This window comes from Streptomyces sp. SA15, from assembly GCF_002291145.1.
Taxonomy (GTDB): Bacteria; Actinomycetota; Actinomycetes; order Streptomycetales; family Streptomycetaceae; genus Streptomyces.
The window spans coordinates 24,726-48,828 of sequence record NZ_NTGE01000112.1; the positions used below are offsets into that span (position 1 = coordinate 24,726).

Here is a 24,103-nt window from a genome sequence, read left to right on the forward strand (position 1 = left end):
TCAGACGCAACAGTCCGGGTCGAGGCCGCGGGGCAGGTGGTCGCCGCCGAAGACCCTGCAGGTCGCCTCGTGGCCGCCGAGTGCTGCCACAGCCAGCAGGAGGGAGCCGGCCGTCCACGTGGTCAGCTCCCGGGGCCAGACGGCCTCGTCCTCGAAGACATAGCCCGTCCAGTACAGACCTGACTCCGCGTCCCGCAGGTGCTGGATCGACTGGAGGATGTCCAGGGCCCGGTCGGACTCGCCCATCGCCCAGAGGGTGAGGGCGAGTTCGGCGGACTCGCCGCCCGTCACCCACGGGTTGGGGACGACGCACCGCACCCCGAGGCCGGGGACGACGAAACGGTTCCAGTCCGCCTCTATACGGGACTTGGCCTCCGCGCCTGTGAGCGCGCCGCCCAGCACCGGGTAGTACCAGTCCATCGAGTAGCGGTCCTTGTCGAGGAACCGCTCCGGGTGGCGCCGGATCGCGTGCCGCAGCGCCCCGACCGCCAACTCCCAGTCCGGCTGCGGCTCTTCGCGCTGCTCGGCGATGGCGAGCGCACAGCGCAGGGCGTGGTGGATCGAGGAGGAGCCGGTCAGCAGCGCGTCCGCGGTGGCCGTGCCGTCGTCCTCGCTCTTCCAGCCGATCTGTCCGCCCGGCTGCTGGAGACGCAGGACGCATTCGATCGCGGCGTAGACCGTCGGCCACATGCGGTCGAGGAAGGTGTCGTCGCCGGTGGAGAGGTAGTGGTGCCAGACGCCTACGGCTGTGTAGGCGACGAAGTTCGTCTCGCGGCCCCGGTCGGTGACGTCGTCGAAGTCCCCGTCGGCGTAGGCCGCGTACCAGGACCCGTCCTCGTTCTGGTGCCTCGCCAGCCAGTCGTACGCCCGCTCGGCGGCCTCGTGCTCCCCGGCCGCGTCCAGCGCCATCGCGGCCTCGGTGTGGTCCCACGGGTCCAGGTGGTGCCCCCGGAACCACGGGATCGCCCCGTCCTCCCGCTGCACGGCGAGGATCCCGGCGACGGTGGCGGCGGCCTGCCCGGCGGTGAGGACCCCGGGCAGGACGAGGTGTTCTGTCCGGGGGGTGGTCACTTGGCGGCCGCCCCGGCCTCGGGCTTGGCGTCGGCCTCGGAGAGACGCGGCAGATGCGGCTTGGTCGCGTACGCCACGAAGCTCTTGCCTATCAGCGGGTTCAGGGCCTGTTCGGCGACCCGCGTGGCCAGCGGTTTCTTCATGATGTCCCAGACCAGCAGCTTGTGGTACGCCCGCACCGGCAGCGCCTTGTCGTTGTCGACGCCGAACGCGCACTTCAGCCACCAGTAGGGCGAGTGGAGGGCGTGGGCGTGGTGCGTGCCGTACGGCTTCAGCCCGGCCTCGCGGATCCTCGCCAGCAGCTCGTCCGCCTTGTAGATGCGGATGTGGCCGCCCTCGACGTCGTGGTAGGCGTCGGACAGCGTCCAGCAGACCTTCTCGGGGCCGTAGCGCGGGACGGTGATCGCGATGCGGCCGCCGGGCTTCAACACCCGTACCATCTCGGCGAGTACACCCTTGTCGTCCGGGATGTGCTCCATCACCTCGGAGATGATCACGACGTCGAAGGATTCGTCGGGGAAGGGGAGGGCCAGGGCGTCGCCCTCCATGGCGGTCGCGGTCGCTCCCTCGGGTGCCTCCCCCGCCTCCTTCATCGCCGCGAACCACTTCGCGACCTCGCGGATCTCCTCGCCGTTCTGGTCGAGGGCCACGACCTGGGCACCCCGCCGGTAGCACTCGAACGCGTGCCGGCCGGCACCACAGCCGAGATCCAGAACACGGTCCCCCGGGGCGAGCGGGAACCGGGAGAAGTCGACGGTCAGCACGTGGCCCTGCTTTCGGGGAGTTCTTCCGGGGTTGTGATCCGGGGTACGACTGTGGCTGGTTGTACGGACGCTTTTCCTGGGGCCGATGGTTGAACGGCCGAGCGGCCGATCGCCTCGCGGTATCTGGCGACCGTCCCCTCGGCGGCCCGCGCCCAGGTGAACCGCTCCAGCACTCGCTCACGCCCCGCCGCGCCGAGCCGTCCACGCAACTCCGCGTCACCCAGCAGCCGGCCCAGCCCGGCGGCCAGCGCCCCGGCGTCACCCGGCGGTACCGCCAGGCACGTCTCCCCGTCGCGCCCCGCGACCTCCGGGATCGCGCCGCCCGTCGTGGCCAGCAGGGGCGTTCCGGTGGCCATGGCTTCCGCCGCCGGCAGGGAGAAGCCCTCGTACAGGGACGGCACGCAGGCGACCTGGGCCGAGCGGACCAGGTCGACCAGTTCGGCGTCCGAGATGCCCTTGACGAACTCGACGGCGCCTTGGAGGCCGTAGCGTTCGAGCGCCTGGGCGACGGGCCCTTCGTCGGGCCGCTTGCCGACGACGACGAGGTGGGCGTCGGCGTGCTCGGTGCGGACCTTCGCCAGGGCCTCGACCAGGAAGACCAGGCCCTTGAGCGGTACGTCGGCGCTGGACGTCGTGACGATACGGCCAGGGACGCGCCGTATGGACTCGTCCGGCGAGAACAGGTCCGTGTCGGCGCCGATGTGGACGACGTGGATGCGGTCCTGCCGTACGCCGAGATGGTCGACGATCTCCTGGCGGGACGTGCCGGAGACGGTGAGTACGGAGGGCAGGCGTCGGGCGACGCGCTTCTGCATGCGGGTGAAGGCGTACCACCGCCGTATGGACATCCGCCGCCGCAGGCCCTGTGCCGCGTCCAGCTCCAACTGGCGGTCCACCGTGATGGGGTGGTGGATGGTGGTGACGAGCGGGGCGCCGACATCGCCCAACAGGCCGTATCCGAGGGTCTGGTTGTCGTGTACGACGTCGAACTCGCGGCGTCGGGCGCGCAGGTGGCGGCGGGCCCGGAGCGAGAACGTCAGCGGCTCCGGGAAGCCGCCCGTCCACATCGTCGCCACTTCCAGCGCGTCGACCCAGTCGCGGTACTCGGCGCGCTTCGGGGTGCGAAAGGGGTCGGGGTGGCGGTAGAGGTCGAGGCTGGGCAGCTCGGTCAGGCTCAGGCCGTCGTAGCCCTCGTCGAGGACGGGGTAGGGCTGGGCGCCGATGACCTCGACGCGGTGGCCGAGGCGGGCCAGCTCGCGCGAGAGATGCCGTACGTAGACACCTTGCCCCCCGCAGAACGGATTCCCTTTGTAGGTGAGGAGTGCGATTCGGAGCGGTCGCTCGCCGTCGGCGGCCAGGTCCTCGGAGGACCCCGCCTGACTGGCCTCAGCGGTCACTCTGGGCCCCCTTCTCCCTGCTCTGTCCCGCGAGATTACGCCGGGACGCTAATCTAGAACAAGTTTCAGACTTGATCGTTCAAGAGGCTCTGAATCTACCGGCAGGTAAGGCCGCTGTGAGCGGTGGATCGGGTGATTCACGCCACGGCGGACGTCCTGCCATGCTGGATGATCCATGCTGTGTAATCGGACGCCTCACCGACTGTCACGGCTGACTGTCACGGAACGGGATCCATGCCTGCGGAAGCCAGGTCCGACAGGGCGGAAGCCAAGGGCAGCAAGGGGGACAAGGTGGTCAAGATGGACGCCGGTACCGCACACCCCGCCTCCCCGCCCCTCACCGAGCGGCAGGAGGCGCGCCGCCGCCGCATCCTGCACGCGTGCGCGCAACTGGCCAGCCGGGGCGGTTTCGACGCGGTGCAGATGCGGGAGGTCGCGGAGGTTTCGCAGGTCGCCCTCGGCACTCTCTACCGCTACTTCCCGTCCAAGATTCATCTGCTGGTGGCCACGATGCAGGACCAGCTGGAGCACATGCACGGCACGCTGCGCAAGAAGCCGCCGTCGGGAGAGACGGCGGCGGAGCGGGTGGCGGAGACGCTGATGCGGGCCTTCCGCGCGCTGCAGCGCGAACCGCATCTGGCGGACGCGATGGTCCGCGCCCTGACCTTCGCCGACCGCAGCGTCTCGCCCGAGGTCGACCAGGTCTCCCGCCAGACCACGGCGATCATTCTGGACGCGATGGGTCTGGAGGACCCCACCCCCGACCAGCTCTCGGCGGTCCGCGTCATCGAGCACACCTGGCACTCGGCCCTGATCACCTGGCTGTCGGGGCGCGCATCCATCGCCCAGGTGAAGATCGACATCGAGACGGTGTGCCGGTTGATCGACCTGACGGATCCGGACACGCGGGGTCCGGACACCAGGCCCTAGGCACACAAAAGACCTACGAGACGGGTTCCCTTCGCCGGTATTACCCGGATCAGGTGACTGGGGGTCGCCTTCCGGTCTTCCAGCCTCTCGGCCTTCCGACTTTCCGGCCTCTCAGCCCGACCGTCGCTGTCGGCCCCGGCGGATGCCGAAGCATCTCGCCGAAGTCGGCTACTCCGGTCGAACTCCCTCACTCGTCCCGTAGGCACTTCCCATAATAGGACATTCGCCCCGGCATGGAACCCCCCGGATCGTGATTTTTTAGGGCATCCTGAGCCCTTGCTCCCCTGGGTAGCCTGGGCCCCTGCTCCCCTGGGTAGCCCCCGGGGTAGCCCCTGGGTAGCCCCTGCTACTCCCCCGCCTACTCCTCCGGCGGAAACACCGGCTCCCCGCTCCCCAGCAGCGTGATCATGATGGCCTCCACCGGGCAGGCCTCCGCCGCCGCCAGGACCTTCTCGTTGGCGTCGGTCTCCGGTTCGACGGGGTGGGACTGGCGTCCCGTGTCGAGGCGGAAGCCGTCCGGGGCGTGGTGGACACAGCTCGCGGAGCCGATGCACAGGGAGCGGTCGACCTCGACCTGCCAGCGGTCGCCCACGCGCTACACCTCCCCGCCGGCCGGCAGATGGATCATCTTGTGCTCCAGGTACTCGCCGTACCCTTCCGGCCCGAACTCCCTCCCCAGCCCGGAGTTCTTGTAGCCCCCGAAGGGGCCGAGCATGTCGAGGCTGAAGGTGTTGACGGAGTACGTGCCGGTACGGACCCGGCGGGCGATCTCGATGCCGTGCTCGACGTCGGCGGTCCACACGCTGCCGCTGAGCCCGTAGTCGGAGTCGTTGGCGACCTTCACCGCCTCGGACTCGTCGCCGTACGGAAGCAGGCAGATCACCGGGCCGAAGATCTCCTCCCGGGCGATCCGCATGGAGTTGTCGACGTCGCCGAAGAGCGTCGGCTCCACGTACCAGCCCCGGTCGAGCCCCGGCGGGCGCCCGCCGCCCGTGAGGATCTTCGCGCCCTCTTCCTGGCCGATGCGGATGTAGTCCAGGTTGCGCCGCTGCTGTCGCCGCGCCACCAGCGGTCCGACCTGCGTCGCCGGGTCCAGCGGGTCGCCGACGACCAGGGCGCCGGCCGCGGCCGTGAAGGCCTCGGCGAACTCGTCGTAGCGCGAGCGCGGCAGCAGGATGCGGGTCTGGGCCACGCAGGCCTGGCCGTTGTTCATCCAGGCCGCGGAGACGATGCCGGGAACGGAGGTGTCCAGGTCCGCGTCCGGCAGGACCACCGCCGCCGACTTGCCGCCCAGTTCCAGGGTCACGCGGGTCAGATTGCGGGCGGCCACCTCCATCACGCGCTTGCCGGCCGCCACCGAGCCGGTGAAGGAGATCTTGTCGACGCCCGGGTGCCCGACGAGGTACTCGCTGACCTCGCGGTCGGCGGGCAGGATCGACAGCACGCCCTCCGGCAGCCCGGCCTCCTTCGCGATCTCGCCGAGGATGTACGCGTCCAGGGGTGATTCGGGCGACGGCTTGAGGACGACCGTGCAGCCGGTGAGCAGCGCCGGCGCGAGTTTGGCGGCGGCCACGAACTGCGGGACGTTCCAGGGGACGACGGCCGCGACGACCCCGACCGGCTCGCGGCGCACGAGGATGCGCCCGAGGACTCCGTCGCGTGTCTCCTCGTAGGTGAAGTCCCGCGCGACCGTGATCGCCGCGTCCCACACCATCATCGCGCCGAGCGCCTGCGCGAGGACGCTCCAGGAGTACGGCGACCCGTTCTCGGAGGAGATGACGCGGGCGATCTCCTCGTGCCGGGCGGCGATCCCGTCCTTGATCCTGGTGACGACCCCGATCCGCTCGTCGAGGGTCATGCGAGGCCAGGGACCCTCGTCGAACGCCCTGCGCGCCTCGGCCACCGCCCGGTCCACGTCCGCCGTCGAGGCGTGCGGTACACGTCCGATGACCTCTTCCGTGTGCGGCGAGATCACCTCGATGACGTCCTTGCCCAGGGGGTCGGTCAACTCCCCGCCGATGAACAGCTGTCCGTGTTCTATGGGTTCTATGGGTTCTATGGGTTCTATGGGTTCTAGGGGTTCTACGAGTTCGGCCATGGCGAGTGCCTCCCCGGAGCTACCGTCTCTGACGGTTCATCAGATACGGAACTGATACCAGTTCCACTCCGAGGAGTCCACGGGCCGTGCGAGTCGGGTTCCACGGGACGGATGACTCGGGCTCCCATCGAAACCCGTTCTAGTTATAGTGGCCGGAGCGTGGTCTGAACGCGGCGATTGGGGAGCCCATGGCGCAGGTGTACGACCACGGCGGCGGCGTCCGTTCCCTCCAGGTCCCCATCCCGGACAACCCCCTCGGCCACACGCTCGTGTACGTCGTCGACACCGACCGCGGACCGGTGCTGATCGACACCGGCTGGGACGACCCGACGTCCTGGGACACCCTCGCGGAGGGACTGACGGCCTGCTGCACCTCGGTCGGCGAGATCCACGGCGTGGTCGTCACCCACCACCACCCCGACCACCACGGCCTGTCCGGCCGGGTGCGCGAGGCGTCCGGGGCGTGGATCGCGATGCACGCGGCGGACGGGGCGATCGTACGGCGGACCCGCTCGACCCGCCCCCAGCGCTGGTTCACCTACATGACGGCCAAGCTGGAGGCCGCCGGCGCCCCCGAGGAGCACGTGGCCCCTCTGCGCGCCGCCCGCCCCCGCACCCTGCCCGGCCTGGCCCCCGCCCTGCCGGACCGCGAGATCGTCCCCGGCGAACTCCTCGACCTGCCCGGCCGCCGGCTGCGCGCGATCTGGACCCCGGGCCACACCCCCGGCCACGTCTGCCTGCACCTGGAGGAAGATCACCCGGCCCGACTCCCGGGCCACGGCCGCCTGTTCTCCGGCGACCATCTCCTCCCCGAGATCACCCCGCACATCGGCCTGTACGAGGATCCGGACGACGCCACCGTCACCGACCCCCTCGGCGACTACCTCGACTCCCTGGAACGCGTCGGCCGTCTCGCCCCCGCCGAGGTGCTCCCCGCACACCAGCACGTGTTCACCGACGCGGCCGCACGCGTACGGGAGTTACTCACCCACCACGAGGACCGCCTCACCGGCCTCCTCTCCCTCCTGACCGAGCCCCTCACCCCCTGGCAGCTCGCCGTGCGCATGGAGTGGAACCGCCCCTGGGACCAAATCCCGTACGGATCGAAGAACATCGCCGTCTCGGAGGCCGAGGCGCATCTGCGGCGACTGGTGAAGCTGGGGCGGGCGGAGGCGGTGGCGGGGAGCGAGCCGGTGATGTACATGGCGGTCTAGAGAGGTTGGCGTAACAAATCGCGCGCACCCGATCACTCACTGTTTAGCTGGCGCCGAGGCCGTCCATCACGGCGCCCTCTTTCGACCCTGCTCGAACGAGAGAAGAACAGCATGAGGATCGTGAGCACAAACACCCTGAAACGCGCGGCCGTTCCGTCTCTGGCCGCGGGTCTCCTCCTGGCCGCGTTCGCCGCCCCCGCCGCGGCCCAGGCTCCGTCCGACTCCACGGCGACCCGCGTCGACAACGCCGTCACGGTCAGCGTCCGGGGCGCGACGCCGAACCCCGTCAAATTGCGTGTCGACTCCGGCGGCAACCTGATCGTCGAGGACTCTTCGGGTATCACAGCGGGCCCGGGCTGCACCCGGTCCGGCACGGGCAATACGGCCGTCAACTGCGGCCCCTCGAGCACCGTCACCCGGCTCACCGTCGCCCTGGCCGACGCGACCTGATCCGCCGGACAGGCCGCCCTACCCGACGTACGCCCGGACCAACTCCTCGGCATCACCCAGGAGTTCGACCTCCCGTCGGCTCATCGTCGGATTGGCCGCGCGCCGCCGGCGTGCCTCGGCCAGCCCCTCCCCCGTGAGGTCGGAGGCGTCGGCGAGCAGCGCGGCCAGCAGCGCGCGGGCCGTTCCGGCGAGCGCCTCGGCGGAGACGGCGACCTGGGCCAGGATCACCGCTGACATGCCCCAGTCCAGGCCCGGGTCGCCCTCCTCGGTGTTGGTCCAGTCGATCACGTAGGGGCCGTCGGGCGTGAGAATCACGTTGTCCGGATGCAGGTCGAGATGGAGTACGCGTCGGGTGGAGGGGTGGCGGGCGGGGATGGCGTGCAGCCGTCGTAGCAGGCCGGCGAGGACGTCCCCCGCCTGAGAGCCTGTGTCACATCCCCGGCCGGGCGCACGCCGCCTGGCACGCACGCTCGCCGCGTTGCCGAACCGCCCACGTGGCTCCGCCACGAGGGCGCTCCGGCGCCTTGCGATCGCACGCACCAGACGACGTGCGCTGATCCGACCGGAGATGTGACACAGGCTCTCGCGCGCGTCGGTCCGCCCGGAGCCGAGCGCCTCCAGCATCGTCGGCCCCGACAGCCGCTCCATCACCAGATCGGTGCGCGTGGATGCGGAGAGCCGTACCCGGGGCGCGGGGTAGCCGTGTCGGCGCACGTGCTCCATCACCGCGCCCTCGGCGAGGGCGTCCCCCCACCCCTCCCGGTTGCGGCGCAGCACCCACGCCTCGTCGATCTCGTACACGTCGGCGGCGCGGCCGGAGCCGAGCAGTCTCCCCGTCATGGATTCCCCGTCATGGACATGGCCCGAACGTACCCGCACGCACAGGCAGTCCTCAGCCGCTTCCTTACGGGCGAGTAGAGTGGCCGCGTCGTCATCGCACCCGTACGGGGGGAAGCCGGTGCAATTCCGGCGCTGACCCGCAACCGTGAACCACCACCGTGGTGAGCCGGACTGCCCCGGACGGATCGTGAACGGCTCACGCGCACCGGCAACCGGCCGGTGTGCGGCACCGTCGAGGTCTACGGAGCCGAGCCGCCCGGGGTGTCCCGTGCTGCCCGGCTCCCTCGCAGGGAGAGGCACCCGCCGATCATGAACGTCCGCCGCAGCGCCGCGGCCCTGGCCGCCGCCACCGCCGTGATCGGCGCCGCCGCGCCCGCCGTCGCCGCCGACCCGTCCCCGTCCGCGTCCGCGTCGCAGGCCTTCCCCTCCGCGCTGTACGGCGACACGGACCCGACGTACGACGGTGTCTGGCGTCAGTCCCTCGCCCTGCTCGCCCAGCACACCGTGGGCGTGAGGCCGCCCGCCCAGTCCGTGGACTGGCTGGCCGGGCAGCAGTGCGCGAACGGTGCCTTCGCGCCCTACCGCGCCGACCCTTCCGAGTCCTGCGGCCCCAAGCTCATGGTCGACACGAACAACACGGCCGCCGCCGTCCAGGCCCTCGCCGCGCTCGGCGGCCACGACGCCGCCGCCGACAAGGCCGTCGCCTGGTTGAAGTCCGTGCAGAACAAGGACGGTGGGTGGGGCTACGCGCCCGGCGGCGCCAGCGACACGAACTCGACCTCCGTCGTCATCGGCGCGCTGGCCGCCGTAGGGGAGAAGCCGGCGGACGTGCGCAAGGGTGACCGGACGCCGTACGACGCCCTGCGGAAGCTGGCCCTGCCGTGTGACGGGGACGGTGCGGGGGCCTTCGCCTTCCAGCCGGACAAGGAGGGCAAGTTGGCCGCCAACGCCGACGCCACGGCGGCGGGTGTCGTGGGCGCGCTCGGCAAGGGGCTGGTCGTGAAGCCCGGCTCCGGGTCGCAGACGCACGCAGAGACCTGCGCCGACGCCGGCTCCCCCGCCCCGTGGCAGGCCGCGGCCAACGGCGCCGCCTACCTCACCGAGGCCCTCGCCAAGGACGGTTACCTCAAGTCCGCCCTCCCCGGCTCCACCGACCAGCCCGACTACGGCAACACCGCGGACGCCGTCGTCGCGCTCGCCGCGCAGGGCCGGGCCGCGCAGGCCGAGAAGCCCCTGCGATGGCTGGAGCAGAACTCCGCGACCTGGGCGGCGAAGAGCGGCCCCGCCGCCTACGCCCAGCTGGTCTTCGCCGCGCACGCGACGGGTACGGACCCGCGGGACTTCGGCGGGGCGGACCTGGTGAAGCAGCTCAACGCGACGGGGCCCGCCCCGAAGACGGTCACCGACGACTCCGCCGGGTCCGTCGGGGGCACAGACGACTCCGGCGACAGCGACATCTGGTGGATGGTCGGCGCGGGCCTCGCCGCCGGGGCCGGCATCGGCTTCCTGATCAGCGGCCGCAACAAGAGGCGGAAGCCGTGATCCGCCGCCGTGCCGCCGCACTGCTGCTTCTGCTCCCGTTTCTGCTGGGGAGCGTGGGCCAGGCACAGGCCGCCGGCTACCGCTACTGGTCCTTCTGGGAGCGCGACGGCAACCGGTGGACGTACGCGACGCAGGGCCCGTCGAACACCCGCCCCTCCGACGGCGACGTCCAGGGTTTCCGCTTCTCGGTGAGCGAGGACTCCGGCGACGCGACGAGGCCGCGCGGCGCGACGGACTTCACGACGATCTGCGCGAAGACGCCCGCGCGGGACGGCAAGAAGCGGGTGGCTCTGGTCATCGACTTCGGTACGACGACGGACGCGCCGTCGGGAGAGACCCCGCCGACGGCCCGCACGGCGTGCGCGGTGGTCACCCCCGACGCGACGACGGCGGATGCCTTGGCATCGGTCGCCAAGCCTCTGCGCTATGACACCAACGCGCTGTTGTGCGCTATCGCGGGGTATCCGCGGACGGGGTGCGGGGAGCAGGTGACGGCGGAGAAGAAGGATGCGGGCACGAAGGACGAGGACGGCCCCTCTCTGGGCCTGCTCGCCGGGGTGGCGGTCGTGGCAGTGCTGGGTGGGGCAGCGGTGTGGCAGGCAAGGCGGCGCAGGGATGCGTCGTAACGACGACGAACGCGTCCGAGCCATGCCCGGCGCCCTTCCAGTGCCGGTAAGCGCACCCACCCCAAGGCACCAGCCAAGGGCCACGATCCTGCACCCCGGCGCCTGGTGGCTCTGGTCCCTGTCCCTCGGCACCGCCGCCACCAGAACCACCAACCCCCTCCTCCTGACCCTCCTCATCACCACCTCCTCCTACGTAGTGGCCACCCACCGCCCCAACACCCCCACCGCCCGCTCCTACACCGCCTTCCTCAAACTCGCCCTGGCCGTCCTCCTCATCCGCCTCGCCTTCGCCGTGGTCCTCGGTTCCCCCATCCCCGGCACGCACGTGATGGCCACCCTCCCCGAAGTCCCCCTCCCCCACTGGGCCCAAGGCATCCGCCTGGGCGGCCGGGTCACCGCCGAGGGCCTCCTCTTCGCCCTCTACGACGGCCTGAAACTCGCCACGCTCCTCATCTGCGTCGGCGCCGCGAACGCCCTCGCGAACCCGTCCCGCCTCCTCAAGTCCCTCCCCGGAGCGCTCTACGAGATGGGCGTGGCCGTGGTCGTCGCCCTCACCTTCGCGCCCAACCTCATCGCCGACGTCCAACGCCTGCGCGCCGCCCGCCGCCTGCGCGGCCGTCACGACAAGGGCATCCGCGGCCTCCTCCAGGTCGCCCTCCCGGTCCTGGAAGGCGCCCTCGAACGCTCCGTCACCCTCGCCGCCGCGATGGACGCCCGCGGCTACGGCCGTACCGCCGACGTGCCCGCCCCCGTCCGCCGTACGACCGCCGCCCTCACCCTCGGCGGCCTGCTCGGCGTCTGCGCGGGAACGTACGGACTGCTGACCGCCGAGGGCGGCGCCTACGGCCTCCCCGTGCTCCTCGCCGGACTCGCCGCCGCCCTCGCCGGACTGCACCTCGGCGGCCGCCGTTCCCTGCGCACGCGGTACCGCCCCGACCGCTGGGACGTCCGCGCCTGGCTGGTCACCGGTTCCGGCGTCGCGGTCGCCGCCCTGCTGACCCTCGCTTCCACCCGCGACCCCGAGGCCCTGCACCCCGGCGTGGTCCCCCTCGTCGCCCCCACCCTCCCCCTGTGGCCCGCGGCGGCCGTACTCCTCGGCCTGCTGCCGGCATTCATCGCCCCCAAGGAGCCGTCGTGATCCGCTTCGAGAACGTCTCCGTGACGTATGACGGCGACGGCGGTGGCGACGGCGCCACCGAACCCACCGTCCAGGGCGTGGACTTCGAGGTCCCCGAAGGCGAACTCGTCCTCCTCGTCGGCCCGTCCGGCGTCGGCAAGTCCACGGTTCTCGGCGCGGTGAGCGGTCTCGTCCCGCACTTCACCGGCGGCACCCTGCGCGGCCGGGTCACGGTCGCCGGCCGGGACACGCGCACGCACAAGCCGCGCGAACTCGCCGACGTCGTGGGGACGGTCGGCCAGGATCCCCTCTCCCACTTCGTCACCGACACCGTCGAGGACGAACTCGCCTACGGCATGGAGTCGTTGGGCCTTCCGCCCGAAGTGATGCGGCGCCGCGTGGAGGAGACGCTCGACCTCCTCGGCCTCGCCGACCTGCGCGACCGCCCCATCGCCACGCTCTCCGGCGGCCAGCAGCAGCGGGTCGCGATCGGCTCGGTCCTCACCCCGCACCCTCGGGTCCTCGTCCTCGACGAGCCGACCTCGGCCCTGGACCCGGCGGCCGCGGAGGAGGTCCTCGCGGTCCTCCAGCGCCTCGTCCACGACCTCGGTACGACGGTCCTCCTGGCCGAACACCGCCTGGAACGCGTCATCCAGTACGCCGACCAGGTCGCCCTTCTGCCGTCCCCCGGGGCGGCTCCGGTCCTCGGTCCCCCGGCCGAGATCATGGCCGTATCGCCGGTGTACCCGCCTGTGGTGGACCTGGGCCGCCTCGCGGACTGGTCCCCACTGCCCCTGACGGTCCGGGACGCGCGGCGCAGGGCGGACGCCTTGCGGGAGCGGCTGACCGGTCGGGAACGGCTGACCGGTCGGGAACGGCTGACCGGTCCGGAGCAAGCGCGCGGCGCACCGGCCGCCGCCGCGCCGACACCACCCTCTCCCAGGCCGGTCAGCACCTCCCTCTGGCGCCTCCGCAAGAAGCCCGCGGCCATCCCCTCAACTCCCGCTCCCCCGGCCGAAGTCCACTCCCTCGCCGTCCGCCGTGCCCGAATCCAGGCCCTGCTCCACGTCGACCTCACCGTCTCCCCCGGCGAGACGATCGCCCTCATGGGCCGCAACGGCGCCGGAAAGTCCACGCTGCTCTCCGCGCTCGTCGGCCTGGTGGAACCCTCCGCCGGAGCGGTCCGGGTCGGCGGAGCGGTACCGCACCGCACGCCCCCGCGTGACCTCGTACGCCGCGTGGGGCTCGTCCCGCAGGAGCCCCGTGACCTGCTGTACGCCGATACGGTCGCCGCCGAGTGCGAGGCCGCCGACCGGGACGCCGGAGCCGAACCCGGCACGTGCCGGGCCCTGGTCCGCGGCCTCCTCCCCGGCATCACCGACGACACCCATCCCCGCGACCTCTCCGAGGGCCAGCGCCTCGCCCTCGCCCTGGCCGTCGTCCTGACGGCCCGTCCTCCCCTTCTGCTCCTCGACGAGCCGACCCGCGGCCTGGACTACGCGGCGAAGGCCCGCCTGGTGGCCGTGCTGCGCGATCTGGCGGCCGAGGGGCACGCGATCGTGCTGGCCACGCACGACGTCGAACTGGCCGCCGAACTCGCCCACCGCGTGGTCCTGTTGGCCGATGGAGAGGTGATCGCCGACGGCCCGACGGCGGACGTCGTGGTCGCCTCCCCGTCCTTCGCCCCGCAGGTCACCAAGATCCTGGCGCCGCAGAAGTGGCTGACGGTGGCGCAGGTGAGGGAGGCGCTGGCATGACGACCGTTCGCCAGGCGCGTGCCGTCCGCCTCGGCCCCCGCTCCATAGCCGCGCTCGTCCTGGTGAGCGCGGTGGGCGTGGCCGCCCTGGGGTGGCCGTTCCTCGCCCCGCCCGCCTCCCAGGTCAGCGCACACGCCCAGGACGCCCCCTGGCTCTTCGCGGGCCTGCTGGTCCTCCTGGTCGCCGTGGTCGCCGCGACGATCTCCGAAGCCGGCCTCGGCCCGAAGGCGGTGGCGATGCTCGGCGTGCTGGCGGCCACCGGTGCCGCCCTGCGCCCCATCGGAGCCGGAACCGCCGGCATCGAGCCCATGTTCTTCCTGATGGTGCTGAGCGGACGCGTCCTCGGGCCCGGCTTCGGCTTCGTGCTCGGCTCGGTCACGATGTTCGCGTCGGCGCTGCTCACGGGTGGGGTGGGCCCGTGGATGCCGTTCCAGATGCTGGCGATGGGCTGGTTCACGATGGGCGCGGGCCTGCTGCCGGGCCCGGACCGTCTGCGCGGCCGGGGCGAGCTGGGACTGCTGGCCGCGTACGGCTTCCTCGCGGCCTTCGCCTACGGCACGGTGATGAACCTGGCGGGCTGGCCCTTCATGGGCACGCTCGCCTCGAACATCGCCTTCGACCCGGAGGCGTCACCCCCGGCCAACCTGGCCCGCTTCGTCCTCTACTGCCTGGCCACCTCGCTCGGCTGGGACCTGGGCCGTGCCCTCGTCACCGTCGTCCTGACCTTCTTCCTCGGCCCCTCGCTCCTCCGGGCGCTGCGCCGGGCCACTCGCCGGGCGGCCTTCGAGACGCCGGTCACATTTGACGCCGCCAGTCCGTGAACCACCCCACATGACCCAGGTCACCTACGAGGCCGGGCCGTAGATCCACCAGCCTGTCATGTACGCCAACACAACTGCACCCAGCCCCCCTTGTCGCGAAGGCGGCGGTCCTCGATCCCCGGGGCCGCCGCCTTCGCCGTATCGCGGAACGGTCCTTCAGCCCTTGACGGCCGAGCTGGCGACGCCCTGGACGAACCATCGCTGGAAGAACGCGAACACGATCAGCACGGGCAGCACCAGGAGCACACCGAAGGCGAGGATCTGCCCCCAGTCGGGCGGCAGTTGGGCCTGGAAGACGCTCATCTCCAGCGGCAGCGGGCGTACCGACGGGTCGGAGACCATCAGCACCGGCCACAGGAACGAGCCCCACTGGGTGAGGAAGGTCAGGATCGCCACGGAGGCGAAGGCCGGCTTCGACATGGGGACGATGATCGCGAAGAAGGTGCGCCAGGGGCCGGCGCCGTCGATGCGGGCGGCTTCCTCGATGCTGGGCGGGATCGAGCGGAAGAAGGCGGCGAACTGGTAGACGGAGAAGGCGTTGGCGATGAAGGGGATCGCCAGGATGTAGAGGGTGTTGCGCTGGTCGTTGAACATGTAGAAGAGCGGCACGGCCACCGACTCGAACGGGACCAGCATCAGCAGCAGGATGAGGGTGAAGACGACGTTGCGGCCACGCCACTTCAGCCGTGTCAGCCCGTACGCCGCCATGGAGTTGACGAACAGGCCGCCCGTCACGACCACGAACGCCAGCAGCAGTGAGACGCCCATGAAGCGCCAGAAATAGCCGGTGCTGTCGGAGTTGAGGCTGTCCAGGACGGCTGTGTAGTTGTCGAAGGACAGGTGGGTGGGGAGGAAGCCGGACAGGCCGTTGAGCACTTCGTCCGACGGCTTGAGGCTGCCGAGGAACAGGTAGAGGACCGGCAGCGCGAAGAGGAACGCCAGCACGGACAGGACGGCGTAGTCGAGGAAGCGGCGCAGGGGCGTGCGGGTGAGGCCCGTGTTCGTGCTCATGATCAGTCCTCAGTCCTCGTTGTCGGGCCGGACGACGCGGCGCTGGATGAGGGTCAGGGCGACGACGATCAGGAAGAAGACGACGGTGATCGCGGACGCCTGGCCGACGTTGTTCTGGTCGAAGGCGGTGGTGACGGCCTGGTACATCACGGTGCGGGCGGCGTCCTCGTTGAGGCCGCCGCCGTCGATGAGGACGTAGACCTGGTCGAAGATCCGGAAGGCGAACACCGAGGTGAGCAGGGCGACGAACACGAGCGTGCCGCGGATGCCGGGCAGGGTGACGTGGCGGAACTGCTGCCAGCGGGAGGCTCGGTCGAGCTGGGCGGCCTCGTAGAGCTCGCCCGGGATCTGCTGGAGGCCGGCGAGCAGGATGACCATCTGGAAGCCGACGCCCTGCCAGACGGACAGCACGATGATCGAGGCCATGGCGGTGGCGGAGTCGCCGAGCCAGTCGAAGGCTCCCCAGTTGCCGAAACTCACCGCGTCGAGCGCGGAGTTGAGCATGCCCTGGTCGCTGCGGGCGAGGATGAGGCGCCAGATCACGGCGACCAGCGCCATCGGGAAGACGACCGGCATGAAGAACAAGGACCGGAACAGGCCGATCGCCTTGAGCTTGCGGTTGAGAAGGATCGCCAGCCCGAGCGCCAGGCCCGTCTGCACCGGGACGACGACCACGGCGAAGGTCAGGTTGTTCAGCAGTGCCCGCAGGAACGGGCCGGACAGGTCGGGGTCGGTGAACAGCCGCCGGTACTGCTCGATCCCGAACCAGGTCGGTTCCAGCGGGGAGCCGAGGCGGACGTTGTAGAAGGAGAGGACGACGGCGTAGCCGAACGGGATGCCGACGAAGGCGATGAGTCCGGCGACGGCGGGCGTGGACATGAGCAGTCCGTGCAACCAGTCGCGGTTCTTGCGCACGGAGCGCACGGCGCGCGCCGGACGCGCGGGCTCGACTGCGGTCACGGGTGGGGCCTGTTCCCGGGCGTGCGGCGCGGCGTGCGCCGGTTCGATGGATTTCACGGATGGGTCCTCTTCCCGGCGGGGGCAGGCGCCACTTCCGACACAGGCCCTAGCGGGCCCGCCCCCGGCCGATGGTCCTACGGGATCTCGTAGCCGGCGTTGTCGGAGAAGTCCTGGTCGATGGAGCGGGCGGCCTTGGACAGGGCGGCCTTGGGGTCGGCGCCGCCGTAGACGGAGTTGAGGGCCTCGCTGAACTTCGCGGTGATGGTGGGGTATCCGGCGGTCACCGGGCGGGTGACGGCGACGCAGTTCTTGGTGATGTCGCTGTCACCGCAGGGCTTGGCGAGCTGGTCGGAGAAGAGCTGGAGCGGGCCGCCCTGCTTGTACAGGGGACTCGCGGCGAGCGCGCTCTTGGTGGCGGGCGGGGCACCGTTGGCCGTCGTCATGGCGGTGACGTTGGTGTCGTTGAGCAGGTAGTCGAGGAAGGCTCCCGCCGCCTTGGCGTTCTTGCTGTCGGCGCCGATGCCCCACGCCCAGGAGCCCTGGCCGGTCTTGGGGCCGTTGCCGAAGTCGGGCAGGGGCAGGACGACGAGGTCGCCGCCGAGGGCCTTGCTGTAGGTGGGGTACATCCAGTGGCCGACCCAGCTCAGGGCGACGCGGCCCTTGGCGAAGGCGTTGCCGTCGGTGTTGGGGTCGACGTACGTCTTCCAGGACTGGAAGGTCTTCAGCGCCGAGACCACGGCCGGGGTGTCGAGGGCGCCCTCCGCCTTGCCGTCCTTGAGGAGCGAGCCGCCGGCCGACCAGACGACGGGGGTGAAGCCGTAGGTGCCCCACTCGTTGGTGAGCCCGTTGTTCTCCTGGATGTCGAGGGTCTTGCCGTCGGAGTCCTTGGCCTTCAGGGCCTTGAGCGCGGCGGTGAACTCGTCGGCCGTCCAGTCGTCGGACAGGCCGGTCGGGTACTTCACGCCGGCCGCGTCCAGCAGCTTCTTGTTGCCGTAGATGCCGAGCCCGGAGTCGTACATGCCGAGGCCGTAGTGCTTGCCGTCGATCTCGCCCTGGGACTTGCTCGCGTCGGTGGCGTTGGCCATCGTCTTGGAGGAGACGTAGTCGTCGATCGGGGCCAGCTTCTTGTTGTAGACGAAGTTCGCCATGGTCGGGCCGTCGAACTCCATCACGTCCGGCAGCTCGGAGGCGTCGGTCGCGGTGATGGTCTTGGTGTAGTCGTTGCCGGGTATCAGCTTCAGCTCGACCTTGATGTCGCTCTGCGAGGAGTTGAACGACTTCACCGCGTTCTGCACCGCGGCGTCCTCGCTCTTCTGGCCCTGGTGGGCCCAGACGCTGATGGTGCCCTTGCCGCTGCCGGCCTCCGCGGAGGCGTCGGTGCCGCCACCCCCGCCGCAGGCGGCCAGTGCCGCCAGGGGCAGGGCGAGCGCCAGGCCCGTACTGGCTGTGCGGCGGAGCCTTCTGTTGGTCGAGCTCATGTCTGTGCCTCCGTGCTGTGGCGAGGGTTCGTAGTAGGGGCTGGGCTCAAGATGGTTGGGGGGTTACTGCGGCCCGCGCGGACTGGGCGGCGCGGTCGTCTCGCGCAGGACGAGGCGGATGGGCATCTGCACCTGGCCGGGCTGCTCGGCGTCCGGCTCGTCCAGGTGACGCAGCAGCAGCCGGGCGGCCTCGGCGCCCTGGCCGGCGACGGGCTGGGCGACGGTGGTCAGGCCGACCACGTCGGCGAGTTCGTGGTCGTCGAAGCCGACGACGGACACGTCGTCCGGGACCCTCAGCCGGTGCCTGCGCAGGGCGCGCAGGGCGCCCATCGCCATCTCGTCGGACTGCGCGAACACGGCGGTCGGCGGGCGCGAGGCGGCCAGCAGTTCGGTCATGGCGCGCTCGCCGCCCTCGACGGTGTAGTCGCCGTCCGCCTCCAGGGCCGGGTCGTGTTCGATCCCGGCATCGGCCAGCACGTCCAGGTACGCCTGGCGCCGCTCGATGGGTGTGGTCCAGTGCAGCGGCCCGCTGGCTCCGCTGATCATGCCGATGCGGCGGTGGCCGAGGTTCACCAGATGCCGTACGGCGCTCTCGGTGCCGGCCCGGTCGTCGATGCCGACGACGGTGAAGCCGGGCCGGGGGCCGCCGACCGTGGTGGCCAGCGGCACGCCCAGGGAGCGCAGGGCGGCGGACTCCTCCTCGTCGGGGATGAGCAGCGACAGCACCGCGTCCACTCGCTTGCGGACCGGCAGCCTGGTGAAGAAACGCTTGCGTGTCTCCGGTGAGCCCAGGTTGTACAGCAGGACGTCGTACCCGGCGGCGCTGAACACCTTCTCGGCGGCGTCCAGCACGGTGCCGAAGAACCAGCGGCCCACGTAAGGGACCAGGACGCCGATGGTGTAGGTCCGGCCGCTGGCCAGGCTGGAGGCGGAGCGGGAGGCGGTGTAGCCGAGCTGTGCGGCGACGGCCTTGATCTGGTCCCGCACCTCTTCGGACACGCCCGGGCGGCCGCGCAGGGCGCGGGACACGGTGGACGCGGAGACGCCGGCGGCGCGGGCGACGTCGTTGATGCTGGCCGTCACGGTGCGGTTCCTCCCGTTGGTTTCACGTCGGTGTGATCTGTGGGTGACGTGACCGTAAACCCGACCCTGTTGTTGCGCAAGCGTTTGCGTTCAGATTTACTTGGGCCGATTCTCAACAGACTCCGTTTTGGATCGATGGTCAGCGCACGCGTTTGGGCGCTGTGAGCCGACAGGAACCGCACATGCGATACGCCCCGCCCGGCCTCTGCGTGAACGACTTCGCCCTCCTGCGCGACGAGGACGGTACGTACGCCGTGCTGCATCTGCAGGGGCCCTGGACGGCCGAGTTCGACCATCTGCGGATGGAGACCTCTTTCGGCCGGGCCACGTCCACCGACCTGGTCGACTGGCAGCCGCAGGGCCCCGTCTTCGGTAACGGCCTGCCCGGCCGCTTCGACCAGCAGGCGGTGTGGACCATGCACCCCGTCCGGCACGGCGCCGGAATGGCGATGTTCTACACCGGCGTGAGCGGGCTGACGCCGGGTGGCTGGCCGCTCCAGTCCGTCGGCCTCGCCCACTCCGACCGCACCGACGGCACCGGCTGGCGGCGGCACGGCACCGGGCCGGTCGTCGAGGCGGACCCGCGCTGGTACCGCACCGGCGAGAAGATGGCCTGGCGCGACCCCTTCGTCGTACGCGACGACGAGACGGACGGATGGGCGATGGTCGTCTGCGCCAGCGACGCCTCCCTCCCGGTCGAGGTCAGCGGCTGCGTCGCCCTGGCCACCTCCGACGACCTGGAGCACTGGACCGTCCACCCGCCGCTCATCTCCCCCGGCGACGTCGACGAGCTGGAGTGCCCGGTCCTGGAACGCCTCGACGACGGCAGCTGGCTGCTGCTCGGGTCCATCGGCGCCACCCGCGGGTTCGAGGCGTGGACCGCCCCTCGGTTGCGCGGTCCCTGGACGCGCCGCGGCCCTCTCGGGCCGACCGGCTCGTACGCCCCCCGCGTCATCCCCGCCCCCGACGGCTCCCGCGTCGTCCTGCACACCACGCCCCGCCAGGTCGGCCTCACCGACACCGGGGAGCGCTGCCGCGGCATGCTCGCCCAGCCCAAGGCCCTTGTCGTGCAAGGTGATTCCGCCCCGCGCCTGGAATGGTGGCCCGGCCTGGACGCCTGGCTCGGCGAGGAGACCGACCAGCCCGCTCTGCACGCGGTCGGAGACATCGGCATATCCGGGCCGGTCGACATCACCCTGCGCACCGACGGCCCGGACGGCGGCCGTTCCGCCCTCGCCGTCGGCTGCGACGGCAAGAACCTCTGGATCACGGGCCAGGACGGAATCTCACTCGGCGAGACCATCCTGACCGAACCCGCCACCGCCCTGCGCATCCTCACCATCGGCGAGTACGTCGAGGTGTACGCCGACAACGTCTTCGCCCTGACCACCCTGTGCTACTCCGGGCACCCCGTCCCGTGGACGGCGGTCACCGAAGGCCACGCGTGCGCCGTCCCTGTCCGCCCGATCCGGCTGCCCGATCCTCATCGCGACGACGCCTCCGCCGTCTGGCCCGGCCCGTCACCGCGCTGACCCGAACTCCCCTCCGGAAAGGCCCAGCCATGCCCGCCGTGAACGTCACCGCCGACGGTCTGCGCTTCCCCGACGGCTTCCTGTGGGGAGCCTCCACCGCCGCCCACCAGATCGAGGGCAACAACGTCAACAGCGACTGGTGGCAGAGGGAACACAGCGGCGGCTCCATCGCCGAGCCCAGCCTCGACGCCGCCGACAGCTACCACCGGTGGCGCGAGGACATGGACCTGCTCGCCGAACTCGGCTTCACCGACTACCGCTTCAGCATCGAATGGGCCCGCATCGAGCCCGCCGCCGGACACTTCTCCCGCGCCGAGATCGCCCACTACCGGCGCATGGTCGACGGCGCCATCGAGCGCGGCCTCCGCCCCATGGTCACGCTGCACCACTTCACCGTCCCGCGCTGGTTCGCCGAGCGCGGTGGCTGGACCGCGGACGGGGCGGCGGACCTGTTCGAGCGGTACGTGCGGGCGACCGCGCCGGTCATCGGCACCGGCGTACGGCACGTGTGCACCATCAACGAGCCCAACATGATCGCGGTCGCCGGCGCCATCCGCGAACTGGGCACCGAAGCACCCCCCACGGCGGGCCTCCCACTCCCCGACAAGGCCACCACCGACGCTCTGATCCGGGCCCACCACCGCGCCACGGCCGCCGTCAAGGCGATCTCCGCCGACATCCAGGTCGGCTGGTCGATCGCCAACCAGGTCTACCAGGCCCTGCCCGGCGCCGAAGCCGCCACCGCCGCCTACAGCCACCCCCGCGAAGACGTCTTCATCGAAGCCGCACGAGGCGACGACTGGATCGGCGTCCAGTCCTACACCCGCACCAGGATCACCGCCGACGGTCCCATCCCCGCCCCCGACGACGCCGAACGCACCCTCACCGGCTGGGAGTACTACCCGCAAGCCCTCGGATACGCCCTGCGCCACACCGCCGAGGTAGTGGGCGACGTCCCCTTGATCGTCACCGAGAACGGCATCGCCACCGACGACGACAGCCGCCGCATCGACTACACCACCGGAGCCCTCCAGGAAGTCTCCGCCGCCCTGGAGGACGGCCTCGACGTACGCGGCTACCTGCACTGGAGTGCACTCGACAACTACGAATGGGGCTCCTACAAGCCCACCTTCGGCCTCATCTCCGTCGCCCCCGACACCTTCGAACGCACCCCCAAACATTCCGCCGCCTGGCTCGGCAACCTCGCCCGCACGCGAATGCTGCCGCGCGCCGGTTGCTGAGCGTTCTCCATGCCGCATTGCCGGAGGGCAACCTTCCGGGCCGCGCGCGCATCACATGTGCATGAAGTCCAAGTGCACGGTGTTCGGGGCAGTGCCGGCTGCCGTGATGCTCGCCCTGACGCCCAGTGCAGCCGCTGTGGCCGACGATCCGTCCGCGACACCGTCCCCCCTGCCGACGCAGGCCTACGCGACGATCGAGGCCGAAAAACAGCTCAACGTGGGGTCGGCGGCGCAGTCGGCCCATGTGAGCTGGATGTTCTGGGACGACGGAGCGCAGGTCCCCGTACCCACGAACGAGACACTCGTCATCGATGCGCGTGACCTGGCGGGCATCGCGAGCCTCACGGTCGACGACCCGAGGTGCGAGGACGACGAGCAGGTCATCACCTGCGCCAACACGGATTCCTCGCAGTCACGTTCGGTCGAGTTCACCCTGCGTGCGGACGCGGGCGCCGCTCCCGGCGCCGACGGCACGATCACATATACCGTCAGCGCCGACCATGCCACCGGTACCACTGCGAACGCGAAGGTGGTCGTCGGCATCCCGAACCTGATCGTCGGCAAGCTGCCGGATGTGACCAACGCCAGGATCGGCTCCCGGGTCGATGTTCCGCTCCGGCTCCGCAACACCGGGGATCTGGCCACTGACCGGCGCGTCATGCTGCGCTGGGAATCGGTGGGCGGTCTGGTCTTCGACCGCGAGTTCTCCAACTGCGCGTACGGCGAAAATCATGAGCCCAGCGACCCCGGCAGCCAGATATCCGTCACCTGCGTCTTCCCTGTCGGCCCGGACTCCGTGCCCGCGGGAGCCACCATGGAGTTGAGCAGCCCCCTGACCGCCATGGTCAGCGAGCACGTCCTGACCGCTGTGACCGACTACTCGGTCGAGTTGCTGAGACCCGGCGTCGAGCCCGGCGGCGGCAGCCACCAGGGCACCGGGCCGGCGCTCACCCTGGTGCGGGCGTCCGGAGCGGGAGGCGGATTCGAGAAGGGTGCCGAGGGCCGATTCACCGTCGCGGCCGACAACTCCGCGGATCTCGCGGCCGAGGCCACGACGGAGCCGCGTGGTGCAGGCGGATGGGCCCTGGACATCAGCGCCCTGAACCACGGCCCGGCCTCCGCGTACGGGATCGACGACAAGTCTGTCGCCACGGTCGATGTCGTCCTGCCCAAGGGTGCGGTCGCGACCGGCATCATTTTCGATGAGGAGGAGGACAGCCCGTACGGCCCCTGCCTTCTACGGGACGGCAGCACCAGGACGGCACCTTTCGAGGCGGGCCACCGGCATTACGTGTGCACCGTGCCGTTCGGTGTCGCCGCCGGCAAGAGCCAGCTGTTCGAACTGCGGGTGAAGACGTCCAAGGCGTACGACGGTGCCAAGGGCACGGCGACCGTGCGCCCCGGCCCGGCCGGCATCCCCCTCCACGACCCCGACGCCTCCAACGACAACGTCACCTTCGCCTTCGGCACATCGGCCACACCGACTGCGGCGGTACCGTCCGGCGACACCCTGGACGCCACCGGCGCGGGCCGGACGACACTCATCGCCACCGCGGCAGGCTGCGCCGCTCTGCTGGGCGGCGTGGTCATCGTCGTCCGACGCCGCAGACGTTCCCACTGACGCCGGACGGGTCCGGTGGGCAGCCGCCTCCTTCTGAGAAAACCCGGCCTACAGTGTGGCCCATGGCGACGATCCGGCAGATCTCGTTGGGTGTGGACGACGACGAGCGGGCGGGGGAGTTCTGGCGCCGGGCGCTGGGATACGTGCGGCGGCCGCCGCGGTTCGAGGGGGATGACTGGATCGTCCTCGAGCCGCGGCCGGGCGAGCCCGGTGTCGCCATCGCCATGGACGTGAGCGAGAGTCCCGCCGAGGACTATCCACGTATCCACTTCGATCTGGACGCGGGGGATCGCGATCTGGATGAGGAAGTGGACCGTCTCGTGGCGCTCGGGGCGCGGCACGTGGACTGGCCGCACTATCCCGAGACCCTGCCGCCCGGTGGTCGGCCGTACGTGGTGCTGGCCGACCCGGAAGGCAATCGGTTCTGCGTCGAGGGGCGGCGTCGTAGCTGTTGAGCGGCAGCTCGTTACGGACTGCCGGTCGGGATGATCAGGTCGGGTCTCCAAGTTATCTTGCTCGGGCGAAGCACCCTCTCGTCAGCCCAACAGGG

22 protein-coding genes and 1 riboswitch are annotated in these 24,103 nt (G+C 70.9%); of the genes, 12 read left to right on the top strand and 10 right to left on the bottom strand.

The features are described 5' to 3' along the window. From CLM62_RS26205 to CLM62_RS26215, 3 genes are read right to left on the bottom strand one after another with little or no spacing between them, the layout of a single operon-like run. Positions 1-1,071, bottom strand: a complete 1,071-nt coding sequence (locus CLM62_RS26205; RefSeq protein WP_095752373.1) for a prenyltransferase/squalene oxidase repeat-containing protein — start codon at positions 1,069-1,071, stop codon at positions 1-3. Continuing rightward, entirely contained in the window at positions 1,068-1,835 is a 768-nt protein-coding gene (locus tag CLM62_RS26210) for a class I SAM-dependent methyltransferase (protein WP_095752374.1), read from the bottom strand. The genes CLM62_RS26205 and CLM62_RS26210 overlap by 4 nt, the downstream gene beginning before the upstream one ends. Beyond that, positions 1,829-3,232: a glycosyltransferase family 4 protein gene (locus tag CLM62_RS26215; protein WP_257004093.1), complete on the bottom strand. Its 1,404-nt coding sequence runs from the start codon at positions 3,230-3,232 to the stop codon at positions 1,829-1,831. The genes CLM62_RS26210 and CLM62_RS26215 overlap by 7 nt, the downstream gene beginning before the upstream one ends. 234 nt (positions 3,233-3,466) lie before the next feature. Here CLM62_RS26215 and CLM62_RS26220 point away from each other — a divergent pair, with 234 nt between their 5' ends. Next, entirely contained in the window at positions 3,467-4,162 is a 696-nt protein-coding gene (locus CLM62_RS26220; protein ID WP_095752375.1) for a TetR family transcriptional regulator, read from the top strand. 358 nt (positions 4,163-4,520) lie between these two features. Here the strand turns inward: CLM62_RS26220 and CLM62_RS26225 are convergent, their stop codons facing one another. Then, a complete protein-coding gene (locus CLM62_RS26225; protein ID WP_095752376.1) occupies positions 4,521-4,754 on the bottom strand; it encodes a ferredoxin in 234 nt (77 codons plus the stop codon). A 3-nt stretch (positions 4,755-4,757) separates the two neighbouring features. Next, on the bottom strand, positions 4,758-6,260 hold the full coding sequence (locus tag CLM62_RS26230) for an aldehyde dehydrogenase (protein ID WP_095752377.1): 1,503 nt from the start codon (positions 6,258-6,260) through the stop codon (positions 4,758-4,760). A 188-nt stretch (positions 6,261-6,448) separates the two neighbouring features. On the opposite strand from CLM62_RS26230, the gene CLM62_RS26235 reads away from it, so the two are divergent. Both CLM62_RS26235 and CLM62_RS26240 read left to right on the top strand, forming a co-directional pair. After that, the gene (locus CLM62_RS26235) at positions 6,449-7,474 is read left to right on the top strand and encodes an MBL fold metallo-hydrolase (RefSeq protein ID WP_095752378.1); all 1,026 of its coding nucleotides are present in this window, start codon (positions 6,449-6,451) and stop codon (positions 7,472-7,474) included. A 120-nt stretch (positions 7,475-7,594) separates the two neighbouring features. After that, complete coding sequence (locus CLM62_RS26240) at positions 7,595-7,924, top strand: hypothetical protein (RefSeq protein ID WP_143659150.1); 330 nt, start codon at positions 7,595-7,597, stop codon at positions 7,922-7,924. Between the two features lie 18 nt (positions 7,925-7,942). Here the strand turns inward: CLM62_RS26240 and CLM62_RS26245 are convergent, their stop codons facing one another. Beyond that, complete coding sequence (locus CLM62_RS26245) at positions 7,943-8,764, bottom strand: phosphotransferase family protein (protein ID WP_095752380.1); 822 nt, start codon at positions 8,762-8,764, stop codon at positions 7,943-7,945. Between the two features lie 108 nt (positions 8,765-8,872). Next, a riboswitch (cobalamin riboswitch) is annotated at positions 8,873-8,941 on the top strand. 132 nt (positions 8,942-9,073) lie between these two features. Here CLM62_RS26245 and CLM62_RS26250 point away from each other — a divergent pair. From CLM62_RS26250 to CLM62_RS26270, 5 genes are read left to right on the top strand one after another with little or no spacing between them, the layout of a single operon-like run. Further along, positions 9,074-10,306 carry a prenyltransferase/squalene oxidase repeat-containing protein gene (locus CLM62_RS26250; RefSeq protein ID WP_095752381.1) on the top strand — a complete coding sequence of 411 codons (1,233 nt, stop codon included), beginning with the start codon at positions 9,074-9,076 and terminating at the stop codon, positions 10,304-10,306. Continuing rightward, entirely contained in the window at positions 10,303-10,932 is a 630-nt protein-coding gene (locus CLM62_RS26255) for an SCO2322 family protein (protein ID WP_095752382.1), read from the top strand. The genes CLM62_RS26250 and CLM62_RS26255 overlap by 4 nt, the downstream gene beginning before the upstream one ends. Before the next feature lie 22 nt (positions 10,933-10,954). Next, complete coding sequence (locus CLM62_RS26260; RefSeq protein ID WP_095752383.1) at positions 10,955-12,070, top strand: energy-coupling factor transporter transmembrane component T; 1,116 nt, start codon at positions 10,955-10,957, stop codon at positions 12,068-12,070. Next, entirely contained in the window at positions 12,067-13,806 is a 1,740-nt protein-coding gene (locus CLM62_RS26265) for an ABC transporter ATP-binding protein (RefSeq protein ID WP_095752384.1), read from the top strand. Before CLM62_RS26260 ends, CLM62_RS26265 begins: the two co-directional genes overlap by 4 nt. Further along, positions 13,803-14,627, top strand: a complete 825-nt coding sequence (locus CLM62_RS26270) for an ECF transporter S component (protein WP_095752385.1) — start codon at positions 13,803-13,805, stop codon at positions 14,625-14,627. Before CLM62_RS26265 ends, CLM62_RS26270 begins: the two co-directional genes overlap by 4 nt. A 156-nt stretch (positions 14,628-14,783) precedes the next feature. On the opposite strand, the gene CLM62_RS26275 is transcribed toward CLM62_RS26270, so the two are convergent. From CLM62_RS26275 to CLM62_RS26290, 4 genes are all read right to left on the bottom strand, one after another. Then, positions 14,784-15,638, bottom strand: a complete 855-nt coding sequence (locus tag CLM62_RS26275) for a carbohydrate ABC transporter permease (protein WP_095752386.1) — start codon at positions 15,636-15,638, stop codon at positions 14,784-14,786. 9 nt (positions 15,639-15,647) lie between these two features. After that, positions 15,648-16,655, bottom strand: a complete 1,008-nt coding sequence (locus CLM62_RS26280) for a carbohydrate ABC transporter permease (protein ID WP_095752387.1) — start codon at positions 16,653-16,655, stop codon at positions 15,648-15,650. Positions 16,656-16,732: 77 nt separating this feature from the next. Beyond that, positions 16,733-18,076, bottom strand: coding sequence for a sugar ABC transporter substrate-binding protein (locus CLM62_RS26285; protein ID WP_095752388.1), 1,344 nt, complete (start codon positions 18,074-18,076; stop codon positions 16,733-16,735). A gap of 63 nt (positions 18,077-18,139) precedes the next feature. Further along, positions 18,140-19,159 (bottom strand): LacI family DNA-binding transcriptional regulator, encoded by a 1,020-nt coding sequence (locus tag CLM62_RS26290; protein ID WP_095752389.1) that lies wholly within the window; start codon positions 19,157-19,159, stop codon positions 18,140-18,142. Positions 19,160-19,341: 182 nt separating this feature from the next. On the opposite strand from CLM62_RS26290, the gene CLM62_RS26295 reads away from it, so the two are divergent. From CLM62_RS26295 to CLM62_RS26310, 4 genes are all read left to right on the top strand, one after another. Then, positions 19,342-20,691: a mucin-1 gene (locus CLM62_RS26295; protein ID WP_095752390.1), complete on the top strand. Its 1,350-nt coding sequence runs from the start codon at positions 19,342-19,344 to the stop codon at positions 20,689-20,691. A gap of 29 nt (positions 20,692-20,720) precedes the next feature. Then, positions 20,721-21,932 carry a glycoside hydrolase family 1 protein gene (locus CLM62_RS26300; RefSeq protein ID WP_095752391.1) on the top strand — a complete coding sequence of 404 codons (1,212 nt, stop codon included), beginning with the start codon at positions 20,721-20,723 and terminating at the stop codon, positions 21,930-21,932. Between the two features lie 61 nt (positions 21,933-21,993). Beyond that, positions 21,994-23,553 (top strand): hypothetical protein, encoded by a 1,560-nt coding sequence (locus CLM62_RS26305; RefSeq protein ID WP_095752405.1) that lies wholly within the window; start codon positions 21,994-21,996, stop codon positions 23,551-23,553. 62 nt (positions 23,554-23,615) lie between these two features. Next, the gene (locus CLM62_RS26310; protein WP_095752392.1) at positions 23,616-24,008 is read left to right on the top strand and encodes a VOC family protein; all 393 of its coding nucleotides are present in this window, start codon (positions 23,616-23,618) and stop codon (positions 24,006-24,008) included. The last annotated feature ends 95 nt before the right edge of the window (positions 24,009-24,103 follow it).